The sequence below is a fragment of the Roseococcus pinisoli genome, assembly GCF_018413645.1.
GTDB lineage: Bacteria > Pseudomonadota > Alphaproteobacteria > Acetobacterales > Acetobacteraceae > Roseococcus > Roseococcus pinisoli.
Map to the genome: position 1 here is coordinate 757,577 of NZ_JAHCDA010000002.1, position 24,163 is coordinate 781,739.

A 24,163-nucleotide genomic window follows, 5' to 3' on the forward strand; every position below is an offset into this window, starting at 1 on the left:
ATTTTTGACAAATATAGGACACCAAGAAATGACCGAAGTGGAAACTGGCATTCGAGAAGTGCTCCAGGCGAGCGCTCGCCTCTCGGTTCCAGCCAGCTCCATCGGACTGGATGACGATCTTTTCGATCGTGGCCTCACGTCACTCTCCACGGTGGACCTCATGCTTTCCCTCGAAAGCAAGTTCAATGTCGAGTTTCCCGACGAAGCTCTCAAGCGTCAGACCTTCCGCTCGATTTCGAGCCTGCGTGACGTGCTCGTGCAGATCGGCGCTGCCGCTTGAACCTTGAGCCGGACATTTCCGGCGCGGCCCGCGCTGCGGCGGACCATGCCGATGCCGTGGATCGCGAAGGCCGCTTCCCGGCCGAAGCCGTCGCGGCCCTGCGCGAATCCCTGTCGCTAGGCCTGATGATCCCACGCGAGCTCGGCGGCGGCGGCGGAAGCCTCGCGGATGCCACGCGGGATTGCTTCGCGATCGGCCGCGGCTGCGCCAGCGCGGGCATGGTCCTCGCCATGCATCACATCCAGGTCGCCTGCCTCATGGCGCATGGAGGCGACACGCCCTGGCAGCGCGACTTTCTCGTTCGCGTCGCGAAGGAACAATTGCTTCTGGGTTCCGTGACCTCTGAGGAAGCGATCGGCGGCAATATCCGCCGCTCCTTCTGCGCGCCCGAACCTTCGGGCAAGGGGCGCGTAAAGCTGGTGAAGCGCGCCACCAACATCTCCTACGGCGCCCATGCCGATGCCCTGCTGCTGACCGCGCGTCGTGACGGCGAGGCCGCCGAGGCGGATCAGCTTCTCTGGGTGCTGGGTCCCGGCGATTTCGCGCTGGAGCGCACTGGTGGCTGGGACACCATGGGGATGCGCGGCACGCGCTCCGAAGCCTTCCTGGTCACGGCCGAGGCACGAACGGACCAAGCGCTTCCGACCGGCTTCGGCAGCATCGCTTCCGAGACGATGACACCTGTCACCCATATCGTCTGGGCCGGGGTCTGGCTCGGCATCGCCGCCGACGCGCTGGACCGCACGCGCTCGGCCTCCCGCGCGAAGGCGCGCCAGCGGGGCATGGCCTCCGTCGCCACCGGTCGCCTCAGCCAGGCTGCGGAACGGCTGATCGGGGCGGAGGCCATGGTCGCCTCCGCGCTGCGCAAATACGGCGAGCCGGGCGGCCAGGCTTCCCGCGAGATCTCGGCCGTCGAGATCAACGCGCTAAAAACGGCCGTTTCCGAGGCAACGCTGGAAGCGGTCGGGCATTGCATGATCGCGAGCGGGCTGGCCGGCTATCGTACCACCGGACCCGCTTCCTTATCGCGCCATCTCCGGGACCTCTGGTCGGGTCCCTTAATGATTCAGAACGACAAAGTGCGGGAAGGCACGGGCGCGATGCTCGTGGCCAGCCCGCCGAAGCTGGGAGTATTCCTGTGAGCGCCGTCGCCAAGACTGTGGGCCTCCCCTCCGAAGCGGGTCGCCCGGAGGTTTTTCGTGATGCGCTCCTGAGGGCAGGCGTGCTGATAGATGGCGGCACGCCCGGCCTCTATCTCCGCTCCGGCGAATTCGAGGCGGTGGCGCGCGCCGTCGAGTCGCTCATGCGCCGCCAGATGGCGGAGGACGGGGCGGAAGAGATCCACCCGCAGCCCGGCATGACCACCCGCGCGCTCGGCAAGAGCGGCTATATGCGCTCCTTCCCGCAGCTGGCTGGCACCATCGGCTGCTTCTGCGGCGACGACGCCGCCCACCGCCGCCTCGTCTGCAAGCTCGATGACGAGGAAGACTGGACCGACCAGCAGGTCACCTCAGAGGTCTCCCTCATCCCCGCCGCCTGCTACCCGACCTACGCGCTGATCGCATCGCGCGGGCCCCTGCCGGTGGATGGACACCGCGTGGCGATCACCTCCTGGTGCTTCCGGCACGAGCCCTCGCCCGACCCCTGCCGCATGCAGATGTTCCGCATGGCGGAGTCCGTTCGCTACGGCACGCCCGAGCAGGCGCGCGCGCATCGCGAGCTCTGGATGACGCGCGTCGCCGAGGCCGCGACGATGATGGGCCTGCCCCATACGATCGAGCCGGCGAATGATCCCTTCTTCGGCCGCACCGGCCGCCTCATGGCGACCAGCCAGCTCGAGCAGGAGCTGAAGATGGAGCTGCTGATTCCCGTCTCTGACGAGACGAAGCCGACGGCCTGCGCCTCGGTCAACATGCATCTCGACGGCATGGGCCTGAAATGGGGCATCACCACCCAGGACGGGGCTCCCGCGCATACGGCCTGCGTGGGCTACGGGCTGGAGCGGATGAGCCTGGCGCTCTTCCGGCATCATGGCGCCGAGCCGCGGGACTGGCCGCCTTCTGTCCGCGCGGCACTCTGGCCGTAGTGTTGTGACCCCAGACGAGCTCCACGGCACGGCGAGCACTTTTCAGCTCGAAGCCGTTCCGTTGGACGGCCCACACCGTCAGTGGCCCGAGACGAATTGCTATATCGACCTCTGGCTGAGCTTGCTCAGCCTCTGGGGCGAGGAGCCCCGGGCCATGCTCGGTTTTCTGGCGGCGACCGGATATGCCGGAGACCAGTTCACCTTCGGCAAGCCGCCGCATCCCGAGCTCGAGTTGCTCTACGGGATCCGCGTGGAGGAGATGACGGTCTACCGTTCCCTGGAGGCGCATCTCGGCACCCATGCCAATGCGGGCCGGCCGGTCCTGATGGAGGCCGACTCCCATTGGATGCCCGATACCCAAGGGACCGATTATCGCCACGGCCATACCAAGACCACCATCGGCGTGCTCGGCATCGATCCCGCCGCGGCACGGCTGACCTACATCCATAATCGCTTCCATGGCTCGCTGGCGGGCGACGATTACCGCGGCATCCTCTGGCAGGAGCCGGCACCGCCGTCGAATTGGATGCCGCCCTTCGCCGAGGTGGTGGAGCGTCATGCGGGTGCGCCACGCGGCCGGCAATTGGCGGAGGCAGCGAAGGTACTGCTGCTGCGCCACCTGGATCGCGCCCCGGCCGATCCTTTCGCCGCCATGGCCGACCTGTTGGCAACCGAAATGGAGCAGCTGCGCCTCGGTGGCCCAGAAGCCTTTCACCCTTGGGCCTTCGCGACGCTGCGACAGGCCGGCGCCGCCTTCGAGCTGCTGGGCATCCATGCTTCCTGGCTCGGCGCGGAGCTGGGGCGGGATACGGCCGAGGCCACGGAGGCCTGCGCCCGCCTTGCCAGCGGCTGCAAGGCTCTGCAGTTCCGGGCGGCACGCGCCGCGCGCGGCGGCGACACCGGCGTTCTCTCCGCCAGCATCCGCGCCCTCGGCGAGGATCGCGGCATCGCCCTCGCCAGCTTGCGCAAGGCCTTCGGTTGACCTCCGGTCATGGCACGCATCCACACGGCCTCGCACCGCCTCGTCACTCATCCGCAGCACTGGCAGCTGGCCGTATTGCCTCCCGGCAAGGCGACGCATCCGGCCGAACTGCCGGCAGGCACGGAATGGATCACGGCTGAGGCGCCGGGCACAGCCGGCGCCGCGCTCAAGGCTGCCGGTCGTGCAATCCCCGATCTGGACGCGATGGACTGCTGGTTCCGAGCCGACATCCCAGCAGGGCCGGAAGGGCGCATCCTGCGCTGCGAAGGTCTCGCGACGCTAGCGGAGCTCTGGCTGGGAGACCAATTGCTGCTCGCCTCGGACTCCATGTTCCTGCCGCAGGAGGCCGCCATTCCGGCTTCGGGCGGCGTGCTCCAACTGCGCTGCCGCGCCCTCGCCTCGCCGGCCGGAATCCGTCGTCCACGCTGGCGACCGGCGCTCATGCGGCCGACCTGGTTGCGGGGCATCCGCACGGCGCTGCAGGGGCGGATGCCGGGCTCTTTTCCAGGTCCGGCGGCCGTCGGTCCCTGGCGAGAGATCGAGCTCCTGACCTGGAAGGCCGGCGCGCCGCGCGTGACGGAGGTCGACCTCCGCGCCACACTGGATGAGGCCGGAAATCCCCGGCTGTCCGTCTCGCTGCGGACCGATGCCACCGCCGGCCGGCTGCTCTGCGGCGGCGAGGAAGCACCGCTGCGCCCCAGTACCGAGGGCCTTCTCGCCGCGACGCTTGAACTGCCCGGCCTCGCCTTGTGGTGGCCGCACACGCATGGAGAGCCGGCGCTGCACGAAGTGGCCGTGGAGCTGGGCGGGACCCGCATCGAGCTCGGCCGCACGGGCTTCCGCCGTATCGAGGTCGACACCGGCGCTGGCGGACGCGGCTTCGGCCTGGTGGTGAACGACATCCCGATCTTCTGCCGCGGCGGGGTCTGGGCCGGCGCCGATCCGACGACGCAGGGCGGCGATCCCCTGCCCTTCCTGCGCGCCGCGCGCGACGCCGGGCTGAACATGATCCGCGTCTCCGGCACCGGAGTCTGGGAGAGCAACGCCTTCTATGAGGCCTGCGACGCGCTGGGCCTGCTCGCCTGGCAGGACGCGCCCATGGCCAGCGCCGATTTCCCCGAGGAACAGCCCGCCTTCCGGGCCGCGATCGAAGCCGAGGCGACCGCGTTTCTCGCTCGCATCCAGACCAGCCCTTCGCTCGCGGTGCTGTGCGGCGGCAGCGAGATCGCGCAGTCGGCAGCCATGAATGGACTGCCGCCGGAGGCCTGGTACGGCCCAGTACGCCGCGAGGCCTTGCCCTCGATCCTCGGCCAATGGCGACCGGATGTCGTCTACGTGCCCGACTCTCCCTTCGGCCCCGCCGACGAGCTGCCGCATCGCTCGGATGCTGGCGTCGCGCATTATTTCGGCGTGGGGGCCTATCTCCGCCCGCTCGGCGATGCCCGCGCCGCCGGCGTGCGCTTCGCCTCCGAATGCCTGGCTTTCGCGAATGTGCCGGCGGGGGCCCTGGATCTTCCCCCCGTGCACCATCCGGACTGGAAGCGCGGTGTGCCGCGCGATCCCTCAGCCTCCTGGGACTTCGAGGATGTGCGCGACGACTACCTGGGCCGCCTCTATGGCGTCGATCCGTCCCGCCTGCGGCGCGAGGAGCCGGAGCGCTATCTGGACCTCTCCCGTGCCGTGACCGGCGACATCATGGAGACCACTTTTGCCGAATGGCGGCGGCCCGCTTCGCCCTGCCGGGGCGCGCTTGTCTGGACGTTGCAGGATGTGATGCCGGGCGCCGGCTGGGGCTTGCTCGATGCCGCCGCGCAGCCGAAGCCGTGCGTGCACGCCCTGCGCCGGGCCTGCGCGCCGCTGGCCCTGCTCCTGCTGGACGAGGGCACGAACGGCATCGCGCTGCATCTCCTCAACGACGGTCCGGAGCCGGTCGAGGGCGAATTGGAACTGGCCTGCTACCGCGGTAGCGCCCGCGTCGCCCAGGGCAGCCGCATGGTCACGGTGGCTGCGCACGGCACGCTGTCCCTGCCTGGCGAGGCGCTCTTCGGCCGCTTCTTCGACGCGGGCTACGCGTGGCGTTTCGGGCCGCCGCCTTGCGACGCCACGCATGCGACCTTCCGTCGCGTCGGTGCGTCCCCCGATGCCCAGCCCTGTGCGGAGGCCGCGCTCTACCCGCAGGACCGCGTCCTACCGCCCGCGACCAGCATACGCGCTGTCCCCGAAAAGGATGAGGCGGGATGGTCGCTGGTGATCACGGCGGAAGGGTTCGTCCGCGGCCTGCGGATAGAAGATGAAAACGGCTTCCGGCCGGAGGTAGACTGGCTCCCCTTGCCTCCCGGGCAGCCGCGGCGTCTTCGCCTGAGCGGCCCCTCCAGCCGGGCGCCGCAGGGCCGTGTCGCGGCCCTCAACGCCGGCAGTTCCTCCTATCGAGGTGTCTCATGAAGCCGGTCTCGGTCGTATTCGGGGATTGCGTCGGCTGGTACCACCCCGTCGCGAAGCCGAGCGGCCGCTGCGTCGTGATGTGCGGCGCCGATGGCTACGAGGGGCTTTGTTCCTACCGCCCCTGGCGCGAGCTGGCCGTCCTGCTGGCCGAGGCCGGCTTGCCCGTCCTTCGCTTCGATCCGCCCGGCAGCGGCGATTCAGGCGGGCCGGAAGAAATGTCGCCCGATCTTCAGCTCTGGAGCGATGCGATCGTGGCGGCGGTGGAGAAGGCGCGCCGTCTGAGCGGCGCCGCCGAGGTTTCCCTGGTGGGTCTTCGCCTGGGTGCGCTGGCGGCGGCTCTCGCGGCCGCCCGTATTCCGCGCGCGCCAATGGCGCTGCTCTTTCCGGTTCTGTCGGGCCGCAGCCATGCGCGGGGGCTCCGCGTGGTCGCCGCTGCCACGAAGGAAGGGCCCGAGGTCGCCGGCTACCCCTGGTCCGAAGCGGGGCTGAGCGCCCTGTCTAAGCTGGACCTCGGAGAAGCCCTCAAAGCCGCGGCCGACCGGCCGATACTGCTGCTGGCGCGCCCGGACGGCATGGCCCCCGCCGAGGCCCTCGCCGCCTCCCTTCCTAGCGCCGAAGCGCGGCCAGCGGAGGGCTACGGCGACCTCATGGCCGAGGCCCATGTCGCCGAACCGCCGGCCGCGGCCTACGAAGCCATTGTCACCTTCCTTTTGCGCGATCTGCCAGATGGCCCGGAGAATATGCCCTCCCCCTTGGCGCCGGGCGTCCTGCGCCTGCGCTTCGGCGTGACAGAACGTGTTGTGCGTTTCGGTCCGGAAGACGGCCTCGTAGGGGTTTGGAGCGAACCAGCTGGCGGCGCGCGGCCTGGCACGCCGGCGCTGCTCATCCCGACCACCGGAGCCGTCCACCATTTCGGCAATGGCCGCCTTCTGCTGCGCATGGCCCGGCGCGCCGCGGAGGCGGGATGGCCTGTCCTTCGCTTCGACGGCACCGGCATGGGAGAAAGCGAGAACCCCGCAGGGCTTCCCCCAGTGCGCCTGCTCTATCAGCCAGGCGTGGTGACGGACACGCGCGCCGCCATCGACTGGGTCGAGGCGCAGGGCCATCCGCAGGTCGTCGCTACGGGCCTCTGTGCCGGTGGATGGGCCTCGCTACAGGTCGCGTTGGCGGATTCCAGGGTCATTCATGCGATGCCGCTCAACATCCAGACCTTCGTCTGGCGCAAAGGTCGGCTTCTGACCGTGCCCGCCAATCGGGAGCGCGAGAAACCTCGCCAGGGGCACATCCGCTGGGAATTGCTGGCCGAGGGCCGGCGTGCAGGCGCCCCCTGGACGGATCTGGCAGCGATTTTCATGCCACGCATCCTACGGCGTGGCGTGCGGCGGGGAGCCGCCGTGCTGGGGCGCAACCTGCCGCCCGCCATGCTGCCACTCCTCGGTGCGATGCCACTGCTCGGCTCGATACGTGTGTTCGGTTGGGTACGGCAGCTTTCCGCGCGCGGCGCGCGCCTCACCCTTGCTTACTCCGATATGGATCCCGGGCTGGACGAGTTGGAGGTTCATTTCGGTCATCTCGGGCAACGGCTGGCAGGCATCCCCGGCATACAAACCATCTTCGTTCCGGATGCCGACCACATCCTCTCCACACGAAGGATGCGGCGCGACTGGGAGGCGGCCTTCCTCGACGCGCTTGGTGACCCGGAGGATCAAACCGATGTTTCCTTCGGCCAGGCTCCGACGAAGAGGATTACATGTCCCTCCGACGTTCCCTCCTGGCCGGCTCAATCCTCGTGGGCGGCGCAGCCGCGACCGTCGTCGCGGCGAACCTCGGCATAGGCCTTCAGCGCTACGGCCCCACCTATCTGCGCCGTACCCTCACCCGCCGATGGATCCCCGATCTGCGCGATCCGGAGTATTTTCCGGCCCGGCCGATCCGGGCCGCCGACCGCGCCTTCCTCCTTCCCGTCGATCCGGACGGGCCCGAACACGTCGAGGCCGCCTTTGCCTCGATCGCGGGTCGTCACGGCGCATCGGGGGAAACGCTGGACGGCTTCCTCGCGCGCACGCGCTCCACGAGCCTCCTGGTCCTGCATCGGGACCGGCTGATCCGGGAGAGCTATGCCAACGGTGCTTCCGACACGAGCCTGCTGACCTCGATGTCGATGGCGAAATCCGTGCTGTCGCTCCTCGTCGTCGCGGCCATCGCGGACGGGTACATCCCTTCCCTGGACGTTCAGGCCGAGACGTTGCTTCCCGATATCGGCGGCTTGCGAGGAACCGGCATCACGCTGCGGCATCTCATGCACATGGTCTCCGGCCTGCGCTTCGAGAATCCGCGCCCGCTCGGGTGGCTTTCCTGGGAACACATCTTCGACGGCGAGCGCGTTTCCTATCTCACGCCCGATATCGTGTCCCATCTCGCGACCGCTCGCGCAGGCCAAACTCCCGGTTCGCATTTCAGCTATGACGATCGCAGCGCGCAGCTTGTGGGCCTGGCCATCGAACGCGCCACGGGTCGAACCGTCTCGGCCTGGCTTGAGGAGCGTCTCTGGAGGCGGATCGGAACCGAGGCGGGCGCGACCTGGGTGCTCGATCGCAAGGGCGGCCACGAGCGGATGGAGAGCGGCATCAATGCCCGCGCACGGGACTGGCTGCGCCTGGGCCGGCTCGTTCTGCGCGAGGGCGACTGGGAAGGCACGGCCGTGCTCCCCCGGCAGCTGGTGCGTGAGGTGACGCATGCCCCGCAGATCATCGCGGGCCTTGCCGACCCCATCTCCCGACAGCCGGAATATGCCGGGCGGTCCTACGGCCTGTTCTGGTGGGGCCTCGTCGATGAACCTCAGGACTGCCTGGCGGAGGGCGCCCTGGGGCAGGTTCTCTACGTGGCGCGCTCCCACGATGCCGTGCTGCTTCGGACGGGAGGGGGCACGCGGGACGTGCCCTCCTGGGCCACGCTGCTCCGCGATCTGGCGGCCGCACTGCCGGCCTGAGGGCTGCCCGAAAGTATCTCGCCGGACTTTCAGAGTTGCTCCATGATCCTCAAAATACCAGGAGGACACGAAGCATGCTCCCACGCCGATCCCTTGTCGCGGCGCCCGCTCTGCTGGGCGTCATCGCGGCCGAGGCGCGGGCCTCCAGCGCGAATTGGCAGCCCGATCGTCCCATCACCATGATCGTCGCCTTTGCCGCCGGCGGCGGCACCGATGTCGCCGCCCGCACCCTCGCCCGCTTCATGGAACGCGAGCTCGGGCAATCCGTCGTCGTGAACAACCGCGCCGGCGCCGGCGGCGAGATCGGCTGGGCGGAGCTAGCGCGCGCGCGGCCGGACGGGCTGACCATCGGCTTCATCAACACGCCCAACCTCGTCACCATCCCGATCGAGCGCCAGGCCCGCTACAAGCTCGACGACTTTTCGCCCATCGCGAATGTGGTGGACGATCCCGGCGGGTTCTGGGTCCTGCCAGACAGTCCCTGGCGCAACCTGCAGGATCTCGCGGCCGCGGCGCGGGCTGCGCCGGGGCAGATCGCCTATGGCAGCACGGGCGTAGGTTCGGACGACCATCTGGCCACCCTGACCTTCGAGCGCGCGATCGGCACGCGCCTGCTGCATGTGCCCTTCAACGGCTCATCGCAGGTGAAGAACGCCATGCTGGGCCGGCAAATCCATCTCGCCGCGATGAACATGGGCGAAGGCGTGGGCGATTTCCGCCAGGGGCAGATCCGCCCGCTCGGCCAGATGGCGACGGAACGCTGGGCCAATACCTCGGATGTACCGACCTTCCGGGAGCAGGGCTTCGATGTGGTCGATGGCTCGCTGCGTGGCCTCGCGGCTCCTGCTGGCACGCCGCAGCCGGTGCTGCTGCGGCTTGCGGCCGTGGTAAAGTCGGTCATGGAAAATCCGGAATTCGTGGCGCTCGCCAATCAGCAACAGCTGCCGCTGCGCTTTCTCGATCCGGATCAGCATCGCGCGGTGCTCCTCGGCATGCATGAGGGCTATAGCCGGATGTGGCGGGAGTATCCGTGGCGGGATTGAGAGGCCAGGCGGAAGCTTTCTACCGTGTGGGCCGCATTGAGCGTTGCGGTGCCGCTCGAAACGCCTGGGCGACGGCATGCCAGGCCGGTTTCCGCAGAAAAGCCTCGTCATAGAGATGTGGGCGTTGCGGCTTACCGTCGCGGCGCTGGAGATCGGGGATGCGGCTCATGTAGCTTCCACGGTCGCTCAGCCCCCAAAGAGTGACGAGGTCCACCGCGGGCTCCGCCAGCGCCACCGCGAGAACCTCGCCGATCGCCGTGGCGGCCATCGCATCCCGCTGGCCGATATCCGCGGGCAGGAAGCGGTCCTGGATGTCCAGCTCGGTGAATTGGATGCGCAGCCCGAGGCTGGCAACGTCGCGCAGGAAACGCCGGAAGATTTCCGGGCGGAACGGTGCCTGGCGCGGCACGAGATGCGCCTGGATGCCCAGCGCATCGATCGGCGCACCGCGGCGGACCAGGCGCTCCAGCAAGGCGAGCATCGCCCGGCGCCGCGCCTCCTGGTAAGAATTGTCCATCTCCAGATTGAATTCGTTCAGCACGCGGATCGCGCGCGGGTCGGCCGCCGCTGCCAGCTCGAACGCCTCCTCGATGTAATCCGGGCCGAGAGCTCGCAGGAACGGCGTGTTCCGCAGCCCTTGCGGATGGCCCTCATGAGGTTGAATCACCTCGTTCACGACATCCCAGGAATGCAGCCGGCCCGCAAAATGTCGACCCACCGTGGAGATATGCGTGCGCAGCAGCGCCTGCGCCTCATCACGGGTCGGGGACAAGTTAAACCAGCGTGGCAGCGCCTCGTGCCAGACGAGCGTATGACCCTTCGACGGCAACCCCTGACGTTCCGCAAAAGCGAGCATTGCCTCCGCGCGAGAAAAATCGAAGCGGTCCGGAGCGGGGCGCAGCTTGTCCCATTTCAGCTCCAGCCCCGGCACCACGATCCGTGCGTCGCGCGTGATCGCCTCCGGCAGCAGGATCGGGCTTTCCTCGAGCAAGTCGAGCGTGGCCATGGTGCCGAAGAGAATCCCCTTCTCCCAGGCGAGCTGAGCGAGGGAGGCTTCCGCGCCCGAGGCTGCCGCTGGGCCAAAGGTGGTGGCCGAGGCAGCGGCGGCCAGCAGCGTCGTACGCCGACCCGGACCCGTCACCGGCATGCCGCGGTCCCGTCAATACGCGCGGTGACCGCCGGCGGCTGCGCGTATTCACGGTAATGCCAGCCCAGCAGCACCGACAGCTTGCCGAAATTCGCGCAGGCACGCCCCAGCCAATACGCCGCCCGGTGGCGCCCGACCGGTAAGGTGAGAATGGCAAGCCCTGCCGCAGTCACCATCTGCGAGGCCGCGCGAGCGAAAAACATCACGCTGCGCGCCGTACTGGGCCGTCCACCGAAGCGACCGACCCGGAAGTGGCGTGCGAAATCCTGACCACCGCGCATCGCGCGCTTCAAAATCCAGCCCAGCCGTAGGCGCGCCTCCGGCACCGGTTCGCTCACCGCAGCCGCTTCGCACCAGATCAACCGCGCGCCGCCATTGACGAGGCGCAGCAGCATGTCGCCATCCTCACCGCCGGTCAGGCCGTAATCGGGATTGAACACCGGATCGAGCCACCGCAGCCGATCGGCGACTAGGATGGCATTGCCGATCCGTAACTCGTTGGGGGGGACGACGCTGCCGGTCGGCATTTGGTAGCGGTCGTAGAAGCCGCCACGCCGGATCCACTCCGGCGCATGCGCCGGCAATACCGGCAATACCGGTGCGAGGGCGCCGTCGGCATTGAAGCGCAGCAAGGCCGCTTCCAATTCGGCCAACCAGTGCGGCGGAGCCCGCTCATCGTCATCGATGAAGGCCAGCAGGTCGCCATCGGCCAGTGCGACGGTGCGATTTCGCGTGAGCGAGATATTCTGCTCGGGCTGTACTTCATAAGATAGGTCGATACGCGGCAGACGAGCCCGCCAGTCGTTCACGACCGCGGCGGCGCTTGCGGCCGCATCGTTATCGACGATGACGATCTGCTCCGGCAGGCGAGTCTGTACCGCCAGGTCGCCCAGCAGGGCGCCGAGCAGGTCGGGACGCCGGTAGGTGGCAATGCACACGCTGATGCGAGCCGGGGTGCCCTCCGCCGCGCCCATCATTCGACGCTGTCCTTCATCGATTCCAACTGGCACGGCCACGCATCGCAGGGCGATTGCCCGCTCGCGAGGATTCTTTCGTCCAGCATAGAGGCACAAATTCTTCCCGAAGATTGATGCTGTTTTGCGGGCCGATCGCCACGCCACGCGAAACCTTCTTCAAGATCAGTCCTGACCTGCTGACGTCATCGAAGCGTATCCATTTACTCGGTGCTTCAACAGGCGGGCGTGGTTTCGAACGCCGGAGATCAAGCGGTCTTGCACGCCGAGCACTGGATAGGATTCGTTCCTTACGGATGTCCGCGGCAGGATTCTCATGACCTTCGAGGCAAATCCGCCGGAGCTCGTATAGACGTTCTGGTATCCGACACTCAGCGCCTTCCTGAGGGATCGGCCGTCGAAATCACCGAAGGGAACAGCAGCCGTCAAAACCGGCTTACCCAAAATATCCTCTAAAACACTTTTCGAGACGGCCAATTCGCGATGCAAAGCGACATCATCGACCGCCGGCCAGTGTACATGGTCCATGCCGTGACTACCGACGACCATTCCCAACCGATCAAGCTCACGAATATCCCGTGCCGACAGGAAATCCTGCCATCCGATCCTCCCTCCCAGGATGAAGAATGTAGCACTCAATCCTCTCTCGGCGAGTATTGGAGCCGCAACCCTTAGATCAGATATATTTCCGTCATCGAAAGTTATTTCGATACAATTATCGATAACGGCCGCATTGGCGACCCCAAGCAGAGTATCCTCTCTCGACCAAAAATTTCTCTCGGCCGAATCTACCGCCCTCGATGGCAATGCCCCCACGCCATGGAAGATCAGTATTTGTCTTTTTGGCAATATTTCCGAAAGCATGACCGTCCCTCGAGCTTCGCCTCGCGTTGATATCAGAACGAAAAACCGAAACCGGGCTTTGTATTTTCATGGAATGGCTCGGTGTGTGTGGCGTAGGACGCCTCGATCCGCTAGTTGTTCCTTTCATTGCTGTCTTCCAACAACAACTCCAGCCTTCGGGGTCGGAAAATCGTGCAGCCGGAATGATCATCCGCCACCTCCGTGACCATGCCAATTCCCGCCAGGAGCGATAAGGTGCACGGCATGACAAACTGGGCGATCGGCTGAAGATGCCTGAGCTTATTCCTGCCACAGGCCCGTCCAGGCCGCCTGCGCTTCTCGAGTCACCGCCGCAGCCGCCGCCCTATTCCGGCTTCGGGTTTCGGGAAGTGATGGTGACCGCCTTTCTATGGCGCGGCCTGATGGTGGCGGCGCTGATCCTTCCCATCCTTGCCGGGATCGCGATGGGCCTTGGCGGACGCACCTTCACCGCCGAGAGCCTGCTGACCGTGTTGGCCAGTCGCGAAAGCACCGGCACGCCCGATATCTCGGGCTTCGGCCGGGACGTTCAGGCGATCGAACTCCTGAAAGTTGTGCGCTCTGAGGCGGGACTTCTCGAGAGCGACGACGTCGTGCGCCGCGCGCTGCGATCCCTCGGACCGCTGACGCTTTACCCCGGCCTCGCCGAACGCCGTCGCTTCGGCCTGCTTCCGCCTCGCCCGCCCGAAGAGCACCTGGACCGGGCGGTCGAAATGTTCCGTCGCGACCTGCGCACGGGCACGGATGCGAGCAGCAACATCCTCCGGGTGCAGTTCACCTATTCCGATCGCGCCCTGGCGATCCGCGCACTCAGCGCACTGCTGGACGCCTACTTCGAGCAGCGATCGGAACTGGCTCAGAACGGCAATTCGCGCTTCCTCGTCACCGAACTGGATCGCTATGCCGGTGAGCTGCAGCAGCTCGAGGCGCGGATCGTCGCCGAGAAGACGGAAGCCGGCGTTCTCGACATCGCACAGGACATCTCCCTGGCGGGTAACCGCGTCAGCGGAATCCTGGACCGCGCGGACAGAGTGAGAGAACAGCTGGCGACCACCCAGGCGCAGCTTGCCTCCGCGCGGGCACAGTTGGCCGCCCTGCCTCAGCGGGTCACCGCCTCACTGGAGAGCACGAACATCGTCGCGAACGACGAGACCAGGAACAACCTCGCGCGCCTCGAGCAGGAACGCGCGCGGGTCGCAGCGCTCTATGCTCCAGGCTGGCCTGGGCTGCGTGATCTCGACAATCGGATCAATGCCGCAAGGGAGGCCGTGCGCGCCACGGCGCGCAACGCCTTCGCCACGCGGCGCGAGGTGCGCAATCCAGAAGTGGAACTGCTCAGCGGCCGGATCGTGACCCTACAGGTCGAGGCAGCAGCGTTGACGGAGCAACTCGTGGAGCTCGAGAAACAGCGGGAAGCAGCGGAAGCGCGCAGCGCCACGCTGCTTCGCGCCGACGCCTCGCTCCGCGACTTGCAGCGTCGACGCGATGGGCTTGAGGCGGTTTACCGGCAGTTCACGACCCGCGAGGCTGGCACGCGCGCGGAGGAGGATGCTCGCCGCATGGGCAATGCCAGCGTGCAGGTGACGCAACAGGCCAGCGCGCCAATTTCCGGTAAGAGCCTTGCGCCTGCCTTCATGCTGGTCGGCATCCTTGGCGGCCTCACGGCGGCGGCCGGCGTTGCCGTAGCGCTCACCTGGCTCCGGCGCAGCTTCGCCACGCCGTCGGAAGCCGAACGAGGCCTGGCGCTCCCGCTGCTGGCGTCGTTCGAACCATTGGGCAAGGCGGCGGACCAGTTGGCCGATAATGAGGGTATCGCGGGGCTCGCCGCTCAGATTCTCGACCTCCGGCTCGACGGCCGGCGGCCGCAGATCATCCAGCTTCTGTCCAGTGAAGCGGACGACGAGCGAGGCAAAATGGCCCGCCTGCTGGCCTTGGAGTTTGCGCGTGCCCGCTCGAAGGAAACCTTGCTCGTAGATCTGCAGGAGGATGGGCGGTCGCACCTCGCCGCGCTCGGAACGCAGCCTATGAATGTTGAGCGCATCGAAGGCCATGTACTCGCCTTCAATACCGTGATCGAGCGCCTATGGATCACCTACGAGGCCCAGAAGTCCGACCTGATGAACATCCGGGTGGATGTGGCGCAGATCCAGGACGTGCTCGCACAACTCCGCCGCGCCTTCGAGTTGGTCATCGTCATCGGTCCGGACCCGTCGGCAAGCTACGCGACACGCCGTCTGGCCGCGCTGGTGGATGCCAATGTCATGGTGGTTCACGGCGAGAGCACCGAGGCCGGCCCGCTCCGGCAAAACCGGGATGCCGTCCTCGCAGCGGGTGGGCAGGTCCTCGGCCTTGCCTTCACCGGGCGACGGCAGGTCGTACCGCGACGGCTGGAGAAGCTGGTCGACGCCTGACGGCCCTTCGCCAGCTGCCGCCAGCGGCCCTCCCCCCGACGCGAGGCGCCTTCAGGAGGGTTACCCATGCCGTTCTTGCCCGCATGACTCGCAGGGTTCTGGTTCTCGGCGCCGGCGGCTTCGTCGGGCGCCACGTGATGGCGGGCCTGCCGACGGCCGGCTTTGATGTGATCGCGGGCGTGCGCGGCGCGGCTCCCCCGGGTATCGAGGCGCGACGGTTGGAGGCAACTGATCAGACCTCGCTGCGCGCCGCCCTCGACGGTGTGACCGATATCGTGAACTGCGTGGCGGCGGCGCCAGGGGCCATGACGCAGGCCACGCAGGCCCTATGCGAGGTCGCGCGCGAGCGGCGCATCGTCCATCTCAGCAGCATGGCGGTCTATGGCGCGGCCACCGGCTTGGTGAACGAGGAGGCTTCTCTGCCCGGCGGCGGCCCCTATGCCGACGGCAAGGTGGCGAGTGAGGGAATCCTGCGGCAGCACGCCGCGAATGGCGGCCAGGCGGTGATCCTCCGCCCGGGCTGCATCCATGGGCCCGGCTCGGAGCAATGGACGGCGCGGCCGGCGCGGCTGCTGCGCCAGGGCCGGCTCGGCGACCTCGGAGTAGCGGGGGACGGGTTCTGCAACCTGACGGCAGTCGCAGATCTCGTGGCCGCCATCGCGGCGGCGCTGGAGCGGTCGGAAATCAGCGGCGCCGCATTCAACATCGCGGATCCGGAGCCGGGCAGGTGGAACGACTATTTCCTGCATCTGGCCCTCGCGATCGGGGCCACCCCGCTGCGGCGATTGCCCGACTGGCAGATGAAGCTCGACAAGCTTGCGGCCTTCCCGCTGAAAGCCGCCGAAATAATGGGTGGAAAGCTGCGGATCCGATTTCCTGATCCGATCCCGCCCTCGCTCTGGCGGGTCTTCGCCCAGGAGATCCGCTTGGACCACCGGCGCGCCGATGCCGAACTCGGCTTTCTGCGGCAGGCGCCAAAGGCTACATTGGCCGAGGCGGCCGAGTGGTTTCTGCGCGCCGCCTGAAGCGGCCCGCTCGCGTCAGCCGACTTGTTTCAGCCGCTCCGCCATCCGAAGCGCCAAGGCCACGATTGTCAGCGTCGGGTTGGCCTGGCCGGAGGTCGGGAAGGTCGCGCTTCCGGCAATGCTGAGATTGCTGATCCCATGCACCCGGCCCTCGGCATCCACCACGCTATCGCGGGGCGATCGGCCCATCCGCGCCGTACCGATGTGATGCCCGCCATAGGCGCCGTCGCGCAGCATGTCGTGGGCGAGCTCCGCGGGGTCCCACTCCAGCCAGCCGCGACCCCAGCGCCGAAGATCCTCCGCCAGCAGCCGGAAAAACACCTCGGCCGTCCGCAGGTCGCCCGCCGTATGGCGCCAGTCTATGTGAAGGCGAGGCATGCCCAGCGCATCGGTTGTCGCTCCGAGGGTGATGCGGCTCTCCGGATTCGGCTGCTGCTCGGCATGGAAGTCGAGGGAGAAGACACGACCGGGCGGGTGCACGATCACCGAGGGAAACTTCCGCGCCGCAAGCTTGCGCCGGAACAGCATCGAAGTCGCGAAACCAACGGCGCTGCCGGGATCGGTCGCGACATTCCCCAGATGAGCCAGCATATGTCGGACACCACCCGCGCCGTCATGGTCGAGCCGCTTCCGGTACTCATAGGGCAGCAGACGGCGGGCAAGGTAGAGGCCGGACAACACGCCGCTGCCATGGCTCGGATCGGGAATACGCGGAAAGTGCAGCCGTGCGACCGCATTGCCGACTTCATGGCGCTCTTGCGCTGCAGCATTCAGCTGCAAACGACGCCGGATATAGGTGCCATCCTCCGAACGCTCATAGCCGGGATGCACCATGGCGCGCGGAACCGCCAGCCGTAGGCGACCAGAGGTGCCGGCGATGTGGCACATGTAGTAGCGCCCGACCTGATCCTGTGCATTGCCGAGACGCGAAGCAAGCAGCAAGCGGGGGGTCTCCAGCCCGCCCAGCGCCAGCACAACCTGCGCGGCCCTCACGAGGAAGCCACGCCCGCTCAATGTACGCACGCGCAGGGCTTCGACGCGGCCGCTCCCGGCGTCCGTCTCGATGGCCGTGCAGTTGGCACCCAGCAGGACGCGCACCGACGCACTGGCGCGTAGACGATGGCCGTAGCGCGACGCGAAATTGGTCGGCGTGCTGAAGCGCTCGATGCCATCGGCAGAAAAATTCTCCGGATCGAAGCCAGCGATCATCGAACGCATACCGCCCGGGACGGCGCGTGCCGCGCTATACTGGTACTCTCCCGCCTCGCAGAGCGCATTGGCCGCCCGATACCAACGCGCCAACTCCTCCATGCCGATCGGCCAGCCGGAATGCGGCACCCAATGCCGCGCCTCCAGATCAACTGGATCGAGCGGCATGCAACGTCCACCCCAAAGGGCGGTGGAGCCACCGAAGCGCCTCTGGCGGTAGGAATCGGCGGGCGGATGCAGGGCCGGATCGGCTACCTCACCTTCGTAAAGGGCCTGGGTTCGCGCTTCAAAATCGGGCCTTCCCGACTCCAAGAGGATGATGCGTCGCTTGGTATCCAGGAATTGCAGGGCGATCGCGATCCCCGCGGCACCCGCGCCGACGATGCACAGGTCACACTCCAGCCGTGCCCCGTCCTCCACCATTTCGGCATCGTCGATCATGCGCGGCAAAAGACGGGAGAAGTAGTGTCGGCACAAGGTCCATTTTGCCGTCCAAGATCAGGCGGCTGAGCAGGTGTTCAGCTCTGTGGGGCATCTCCCGCGCCAAGCTTGGCAGCGCAGTCGCGCAACGCGCGCTGCCGCATCGATTCAGCGGCACGGGCCTTGCCAATGAACAGAGCCCGCCACTGGTAGCTGCTCACGAAATCCAGGTAACCCGCTGCGTCGTATCGCGGCGCCCGGCCCAGCCAAGCCTTCAGATAGCCGATCCCCATGAACAGCGACCCCAGGACGATGGGACGCTGCCCTAGCCGATAGACCATGGAAACGAACATGAAAGGAGGAATGGTCCCGAGGAACCATGCACCCAGCCCGTGCCTTTGGCGGCCCTTCCAGATGCTGACCTGGCTCGATCCCATCTGCCGGAGGTGAATGAAGCGCAGCTCGGGGCGATCCACGCTCAGTGCCTTCCAACCCCTCATACGGCAGGCATGGCAGTCGATCACATCCCAGCCGACATGCAAAACAAAGCCGCCGAGCTGACGAAGTCGATCGAGCCGGTAGAACTTGGTCATACCGACGGAGATCTCATCGCCGGAGGTTTCCGCTACCAGACGTCCGTCCGAGCCGACGCGGATATAAGGTTTGCCGCTGCAGGTCGCGATGGAAGGGTCGGCATCCATCATCGCCATCAGCGTCTCGAAGTAGCGTGGCGGCAGGTCCAGGTCCGCATCCAGCTTGCAGATGAATTCGACAGGGGCGTCGAGCGATTCCATCCCCTGATTGAAGGCCTCCACGACACCAGCGCCGACACGGCGAGGACCCGTTCGCAGCCTGGGGACCACGCGCAGGAAAGGCATGCGCGACCCATATTCGGCCAGGATTGCCGGCGTCGCATCGGTGGAACCGTCATCCACGACGATCAGCTGCGCGGGAGGCATCGACTGCGACAGAATGGAATCCAGCGTCGTGCGCAGCGTCGCTGCCTCATCCCGACAAGGAACGATCAGGGCATAGCGGGACACTGGGTGCACAAACTCCGTTGCGCCATTGGGCAGGAAACAATAACCCTATTCTATCTTGGGAGACACTTGCGGGTACAAGTCGGGTCTGGGCGTGTCAAGCGAAGGGCAGATCGGCTATTTTCTGAAATAGGGACCTGCAGGCGTCCGACGATGTGTTTTTCTTCCAGGGGCTTCAGAAGACACCATGCGAGCGTTTTCCTCCCCTTCGAGCCCGCCCGGGTCGGGTGCCAGCGCCGCCGCCGCTCGCGCAGCCCCTGGTTCTGCAGGACGTGGTTGGGTGCTCTTCGCGGCCTTGGGTTCTCTCCTCTACATGGGCGCGCGCATCGCCCTGGCGGTGCCTTCGCCGGATGCCGATCCTGAAATGGGCGCCTTCGATCCCATCAACACCATTCTTTCCCTGGTGATGCTCGGCTTCGGCCTTTTCCATGCCTTGCGCTATCCACGGGCGACGTTGCTCATTTCACTCCGAGCCTGGCCTTTTGCCTTGGCCGTGGTTGTGGCGGCCGCCTCTGCAATGTGGTCGCAGTCACCGGAGCATTCGCTGCGCCGTGCGTTAAGCCTCGCGACCCTGCTGCTGTTCGCCGCGGCCATCTGGAATAAGCTCGGCCTGCGGCGTTTCATGCGCGTGCTGGTCGGCACGACGATCTTCGCCTGCATCGCCAGCCTCGGCGAGGCGGTGATCCGGCCCGAGATCGGCTTCGATATCGGGGAATACGCCGACGCCATCCGCGGCATCTTCTGGCAGAAGAACGTCTTCGGCTTCGCGCTCCTAGGCGGGACAGTGGCACTCGCCTTCGTGGCGCTCGACCGCAGGCGGCTCCGCGGCAAGGACATCGCGGTGGCCCTGTTCTTTCTGATAATGCTCATGCTGTCGCGCTCGACCACGGCACTCCTGCTTTCCGTTGCCGTCATGGGGGGAACCTTCGTAGCGCTGGGCCTGGATCGCGGCGGTGCCTGGAGGGCCGCGATCCTCATCCTGACAGCAGGAGGAGTCACCCTGGCCTTGCTGATCCTCACGCTACTTGGCTCTTCCGGTGTTTTCGAGGCGATAGGCAAGGACGACACGTTGACCGGCCGCGTCTATATCTGGGCCGAGGTCTACGAGGCCATCGGCCTGCGGCGCTATCTCGGCTACGGCTACAACGCGTTCTGGCTACAGGGCACCAACCCCGCGGAGGTCATCTGGCAGCGCATCGGCTGGCTCGCTCCCACGGCTCATAGCGGGTATCTCGACGTGGCGTTGCAACTCGGCATGCTCGGAGTGGCAGTCGTGGTGATGGCGCACCTTCTTGTCCTCTCCCGGGCGGCCATGGCGATCTTCGACGGGCGCCGTCCCCAGGCGTTCTGGGTACTGATGGTGTCCGCCACCTACCTTGTCTACAATTACAGCGAATCCCTGCTTCTGCGGCCCGATCTGCAATTCCTGCTCTGGATGATGGCGTCGCTTGCGGTCGCCCCCGTTATGCGTAAGCAGGGCGCAGAGAGCTGGGTCGGACCATGGAGCTTTCGCTCCGCCCGGCGGCCGCATGCCGCGAAGGGCCCCGCGCAGAAAACCCTGCCCGTGCCCGCTCCATAGCCCGAATATGACGTCTGCTTCCCCGTCGTCGCGGCCGCGCCTGCTGGTGAGCGCCGCGACCTCCATCCTCGACCAGGCCTGGCTCAGCATGCTGAACCTTACCCTGGGCCTGATCCTGATCCGATTGGCGAGCAAGGACGACTATGGGATCTATACTCAGCTCTACGTCGCGGGGATTTTCGCGGCTGGCATCGGCGAAGCCCTGATCACCAGCCCTCTGACCACCCTGGCCTCCACCTATCCGGAGGATCAGCGCCGCGCCATGGTCGGCCATCTGGACCGATTCCAGGGCCGTCTGAGTACGATCGTCGCCCTACTGTTCGGCCTCGGCTGCGCTGCAGTCACGAACTGGGCGCAGATGGGACAGCCGCTGTGGCTGGGCCTGGGCTTCGCCTTCTACGTGAAGACCAACGCGATCCGGGAATATCGGCGCAGTTCCTTGTTCATCGAAGGCGAGGCGCAGCGGGTCCTGTGGATCGATCTGCGCTACGGTATCGCGGCGCTGGCCTGCACGGGCCTGCTGATCTGGATGGAGTGGCTGCATATCCCCGCTGTGTTCGGCATGTTGGGAGTCGCCAATCTGGTCGCACTACTGGGAACGCATGCGCATCCGGTGCCGGCGACAGATGCCGTGCCAGACTACCGCTATGCCGTGCGGGAAGCCTGGAAGCGCGGGCGATTGGGCCTGCCAGGCTCGATCCTGGCCTGGATCATCAACTACAGCTACCTGTACCTGACCGCCGCGTGGCTGGGCGCAGCCGCCACCGCCGATCTAAACGCGTCGCGGCTTCTGCTGATGCCGATCTCGCTGACTGTTCTGGCCTGGTCGCGCGTGGCCAGACCGCTCATCGGCCGGCGATTGATCGAGCGCGACCGCCGCGGGTTACGTCGGCTACTGGTGGTGTCGGTGGTGGGCATGGAGGTCCTGACGCTGGCCTACATCGGCGTGCTGTGGCTGGCGTTCCCCTTGCTTCAGCAGCACGTGCTCGGTGCCAATTACGCCTCCGCCCAGCACCTAGTTCTGGGCTGGGGGTTCTACTTCGCCGTCAATGCCGCGCGCTGGATCGGTACCGCAGCACTGCTGGCCGTCGATCGCTACGGTTCTACTCTTGCGGTCACAGCGGTCAGCCTGACCTTGGTGCTGATCTCAATGAACATACTGATCCCTCGCTACGGCACGGCCGGCGCCGTCATGTCGCTGACTTTAGTGGAAACGGTCGGTCTAATTCTAGTTTGGTTTATATACTGGCGCTCCCCACGCAAGATTACCGCACTATAAATATTTATTCTAATATATATTTTTTATTAAGGATAAATCAACTTTGATTCAATCTGCTGGAAAACTCTACGGGACGGCTCTAGCGACTTGTCCCAGACCTTGGAGTGGAATGACGTCTGGCAGGACACCATCGGCCGGTTTGTGCTGCGCGTCCCGGACTTCCTGGCGGACATGGTAAGCGACTATCGGGCACCGATCTTGCGGCCCGCACTCATCCAGGCCCTGCCGTCTGGCGCCTCGAAGCCCTGTGGCAGGCAATCGCCCGCGGCACGTCCTGGATCGACTTGGTGGCGCTACGATACGACGCACAACTTGAGGCGCCGGCCGCTCCCCCAATCGCATGGCGCAGCTGGCGGATCCTGCCAACCTATGCCGCCGGCGAGTGGATGCGCTTCTCCTGCGGCCGTGCACTGATGAAGGCGATGATCGAGTGGAGCATCGCGCAGGGCTTCCGGATCTTCGACCTCACGGTGGGCGACGAAGCCTACAAGAAGGACTGGACCGACCACAGCATGCCGCTCTACGCGTGGCAGCAGGGTGTCACGCTGCCGGGCCGTGGTTTCCTGGTACTGCAGGGCATCAGAGCCTGGGCGTGAGCTCAGCCCGCATTAAGGCGCTTGGTGCGGCGCCTAAGGGGATCTCCGTGATCGGCAGCGCGTATCTTTTCGTTGGGTCCGAACCCATCCTGCAATTCCGTCAACGATAAATATGCTCTAAGCTAAAAATTGAGCTCTTCGGAGAGACAAGCTTTTATGGCGGCGCATTTTCCTGGGGTGGCAGAGATATGAGCGTCTCTGGATATATCGTCGCCATGCCATCAGCGCGCCGACGCGCGCCTGTACTGACCAGACTGGAGACGTGATGCGCCGGGCCTTCCTGTTCCTGCCGCTCCTGGCCAGTTGCGCCCCCGGAACCAACAATTTCAGTACCACCCAGTCGATCTCGGTGACCGAAAACATGCCCGAGGGCTTCGCCCCCTGGACCGACGCCATGCCTCCCTACCGTTTCGGCCCGGGCGACAAGGTTAAGGTACAGTATCTGTTGACGCCCGAGATCAACGAGACGGTGCTGGTCGCGCCCGACGGTTCCATCGCCCTCCGCACCGGAGTGCGGCTGACTCTGGACAGCCGCACGGGCGAGGAGGCCTCGGAGGCGGTGGCAGAGGCCTCGCGGCGCGTACTGATGCACCCCTTCGTAACAGTCAGCCTCGATGAGCCTGGCGCGGCCGTCGCCTTCGTGGGCGGCATGGTTCGTCGTGCGGGTGCCTATCCGGTCACAGGCCGCCGCGGCATTGCCGAGATGATTACCTTGGCAGGCGGGCTCGAGGATTCCGCGCGCATGGACCAGGTGGTGCTGATCCGTCGCTCTCCGGAGAACCGGCCCATGCTGCGCACCGTGGATCTGCGGGGCTTTATCTCCGGCCGTGGCACGGAGGCGGACGTCCCCCTGACCGCGGGGGACATCGTCTTCGTCCCGCGTAGCCGCATCGCCGAGGTCGGGCTTTGGGTAACCCAGGCCATCACCCAGACCTTCCCTTTCTCGCGCTCCTTCTCCTACGCGATCAACCGCAACAACCCGGGCAACCTGCTCTGACGACATCCGAGATCCTTCTCCTCGGCTGCGAATCCGTGCTGCCGGTGGGCGCTCATGAGGCGCTGGAGATGATCGCCGCGCGTGATCCGTCGGCGCCGCTTCGCTACGTCGTCTCGGTCAACGTCCAGCACATGGTCATGGCTCAGCACCCGGAAAGCGGACTTGCCCCCGCCATGTCAGGTGCCTGGCTGCGGTTAAACGACAGCCGGATCCTTGCGCGGCTGCATAGGATGGTGACTGGCGAAAACGTGCCGCTTGCGCTGGGTAGCGACCTCACTGCCATGATGTTGGATCAGGTGATCCACCCCGACGATCCCATCACCATCATCGGCGGCGGCCCGCTGCTTGTGCCGGCCCTACAGGACAAATATCGCCTGAAGTGTATCGCACAGCATGAGCCACCAATGGGCTATATGGGCATTCCCGAGGCGCGCGAGGCGGCGATCTCCTTCGCGGAGGCCAATCCCGCGCGCTTTCTCTTCGTCTCCACTGGAGCGCCCGGCTCAGAAATCCTGCTTGCCGAAATGGCGGCACGTCGCAGCATTACCGGTACCGGCCTCGCCTTCGGCAGCGCTCTTCTGTTTTCCGTGGGAATTACCCAGAGAGCGCCGGGGTGGATGCAAAAATATGGTTTTGAATGGCTGCATCGCGCATTCACGAGCCCGCGGCGACTGGGCAAACGCTACGCAAAGGATCTTATCCCTCTGATCCGTCAGACTTGGCGCGCATGGTCGGCCGAAGTTGCTCGCAGGCGCAGGCCATCTGAATGACGGCTATCGGTC

The 24,163-nt window shown here is 66.2% G+C and carries 20 protein-coding genes; 15 read left to right on the forward strand and 5 right to left on the reverse strand.

What is annotated here, in order from left to right; genetic code table 11:
• Positions 1-28 precede the first annotated feature (28 nt).
• The 8 genes from KHU32_RS12340 to KHU32_RS12375 all read left to right on the forward strand — a co-directional run bounded on the left by KHU32_RS12340 (position 29) and on the right by KHU32_RS12375 (position 9,822).
• Positions 29-280, forward strand: a complete 252-nt coding sequence (locus KHU32_RS12340) for an acyl carrier protein (RefSeq protein WP_213670385.1) — start codon at positions 29-31, stop codon at positions 278-280.
• A complete protein-coding gene (locus KHU32_RS12345) occupies positions 277-1,422 on the forward strand; it encodes an acyl-CoA dehydrogenase family protein (RefSeq protein ID WP_213670386.1) in 1,146 nt (381 codons plus the stop codon). Before KHU32_RS12340 ends, KHU32_RS12345 begins: the two co-directional genes overlap by 4 nt.
• 17 nt (positions 1,423-1,439) lie before the next feature.
• Positions 1,440-2,366 carry an amino acid--[acyl-carrier-protein] ligase gene (locus KHU32_RS12350; protein ID WP_213670901.1) on the forward strand — a complete coding sequence of 309 codons (927 nt, stop codon included), beginning with the start codon at positions 1,440-1,442 and terminating at the stop codon, positions 2,364-2,366.
• Complete coding sequence (locus KHU32_RS12355; protein ID WP_249680991.1) at positions 2,311-3,348, forward strand: DUF1839 family protein; 1,038 nt, start codon at positions 2,311-2,313, stop codon at positions 3,346-3,348. Before KHU32_RS12350 ends, KHU32_RS12355 begins: the two co-directional genes overlap by 56 nt.
• Before the next feature lie 9 nt (positions 3,349-3,357).
• Positions 3,358-5,790, forward strand: a complete 2,433-nt coding sequence (locus KHU32_RS12360) for a glycoside hydrolase family 2 protein (RefSeq protein WP_213670388.1) — start codon at positions 3,358-3,360, stop codon at positions 5,788-5,790.
• A complete protein-coding gene (locus KHU32_RS12365) occupies positions 5,787-7,625 on the forward strand; it encodes an alpha/beta hydrolase family protein (RefSeq protein WP_213670389.1) in 1,839 nt (612 codons plus the stop codon). The genes KHU32_RS12360 and KHU32_RS12365 overlap by 4 nt, the downstream gene beginning before the upstream one ends.
• On the forward strand, positions 7,541-8,779 hold the full coding sequence (locus tag KHU32_RS12370; RefSeq protein WP_213670390.1) for a serine hydrolase domain-containing protein: 1,239 nt from the start codon (positions 7,541-7,543) through the stop codon (positions 8,777-8,779). Before KHU32_RS12365 ends, KHU32_RS12370 begins: the two co-directional genes overlap by 85 nt.
• 74 nt (positions 8,780-8,853) lie before the next feature.
• Positions 8,854-9,822: a tripartite tricarboxylate transporter substrate binding protein gene (locus KHU32_RS12375; protein WP_213670391.1), complete on the forward strand. Its 969-nt coding sequence runs from the start codon at positions 8,854-8,856 to the stop codon at positions 9,820-9,822.
• 19 nt (positions 9,823-9,841) lie between these two features.
• Here KHU32_RS12375 and KHU32_RS12380 read toward each other — a convergent pair whose 3' ends face one another.
• The 3 genes from KHU32_RS12380 to KHU32_RS12390 form a co-directional block, all read right to left on the reverse strand.
• Positions 9,842-10,969, reverse strand: coding sequence for an endo-1,4-beta-xylanase (locus tag KHU32_RS12380; protein WP_213670392.1), 1,128 nt, complete (start codon positions 10,967-10,969; stop codon positions 9,842-9,844).
• Positions 10,960-11,946: a glycosyltransferase family 2 protein gene (locus KHU32_RS12385; protein ID WP_213670393.1), complete on the reverse strand. Its 987-nt coding sequence runs from the start codon at positions 11,944-11,946 to the stop codon at positions 10,960-10,962. The genes KHU32_RS12380 and KHU32_RS12385 overlap by 10 nt, the downstream gene beginning before the upstream one ends.
• Positions 11,947-12,108: 162 nt before the next feature.
• Positions 12,109-12,807, reverse strand: coding sequence for a polysaccharide deacetylase family protein (locus KHU32_RS12390; RefSeq protein ID WP_213670394.1), 699 nt, complete (start codon positions 12,805-12,807; stop codon positions 12,109-12,111).
• Between the two features lie 371 nt (positions 12,808-13,178).
• Here KHU32_RS12390 and KHU32_RS12395 point away from each other — a divergent pair, with 371 nt between their 5' ends.
• Positions 13,179-15,236: a GumC family protein gene (locus KHU32_RS12395; protein ID WP_213670395.1), complete on the forward strand. Its 2,058-nt coding sequence runs from the start codon at positions 13,179-13,181 to the stop codon at positions 15,234-15,236.
• A gap of 83 nt (positions 15,237-15,319) precedes the next feature.
• Entirely contained in the window at positions 15,320-16,261 is a 942-nt protein-coding gene (locus KHU32_RS12400; RefSeq protein ID WP_213670396.1) for an NAD-dependent epimerase/dehydratase family protein, read from the forward strand.
• A 15-nt stretch (positions 16,262-16,276) separates the two neighbouring features.
• Here KHU32_RS12400 and KHU32_RS12405 read toward each other — a convergent pair whose 3' ends face one another.
• Both KHU32_RS12405 and KHU32_RS12410 read right to left on the reverse strand, forming a co-directional pair.
• Positions 16,277-17,911, reverse strand: a complete 1,635-nt coding sequence (locus KHU32_RS12405) for an FAD-dependent oxidoreductase (protein WP_213670397.1) — start codon at positions 17,909-17,911, stop codon at positions 16,277-16,279.
• Positions 17,912-17,988: 77 nt separating this feature from the next.
• Entirely contained in the window at positions 17,989-18,933 is a 945-nt protein-coding gene (locus KHU32_RS12410; protein WP_213670398.1) for a glycosyltransferase family 2 protein, read from the reverse strand.
• Positions 18,934-19,210: 277 nt separating this feature from the next.
• Between KHU32_RS12410 and KHU32_RS23095 the strand changes: the two genes are divergently transcribed.
• From KHU32_RS23095 to KHU32_RS12435, 5 genes are all read left to right on the forward strand, one after another.
• The gene (locus KHU32_RS23095; RefSeq protein ID WP_213670399.1) at positions 19,211-20,509 is read left to right on the forward strand and encodes an O-antigen ligase family protein; all 1,299 of its coding nucleotides are present in this window, start codon (positions 19,211-19,213) and stop codon (positions 20,507-20,509) included.
• Positions 20,510-20,555: 46 nt separating this feature from the next.
• Complete coding sequence (locus tag KHU32_RS12420; RefSeq protein WP_213670400.1) at positions 20,556-21,788, forward strand: lipopolysaccharide biosynthesis protein; 1,233 nt, start codon at positions 20,556-20,558, stop codon at positions 21,786-21,788.
• A 245-nt stretch (positions 21,789-22,033) separates the two neighbouring features.
• Positions 22,034-22,384, forward strand: coding sequence for a GNAT family N-acetyltransferase (locus KHU32_RS12425; protein ID WP_283771067.1), 351 nt, complete (start codon positions 22,034-22,036; stop codon positions 22,382-22,384).
• A 265-nt stretch (positions 22,385-22,649) separates the two neighbouring features.
• The gene (locus KHU32_RS12430; protein WP_213670401.1) at positions 22,650-23,381 is read left to right on the forward strand and encodes a polysaccharide biosynthesis/export family protein; all 732 of its coding nucleotides are present in this window, start codon (positions 22,650-22,652) and stop codon (positions 23,379-23,381) included.
• A 68-nt stretch (positions 23,382-23,449) separates the two neighbouring features.
• A complete protein-coding gene (locus KHU32_RS12435; protein ID WP_213670402.1) occupies positions 23,450-24,151 on the forward strand; it encodes a WecB/TagA/CpsF family glycosyltransferase in 702 nt (233 codons plus the stop codon).
• Positions 24,152-24,163: the final 12 nt, after the last annotated feature.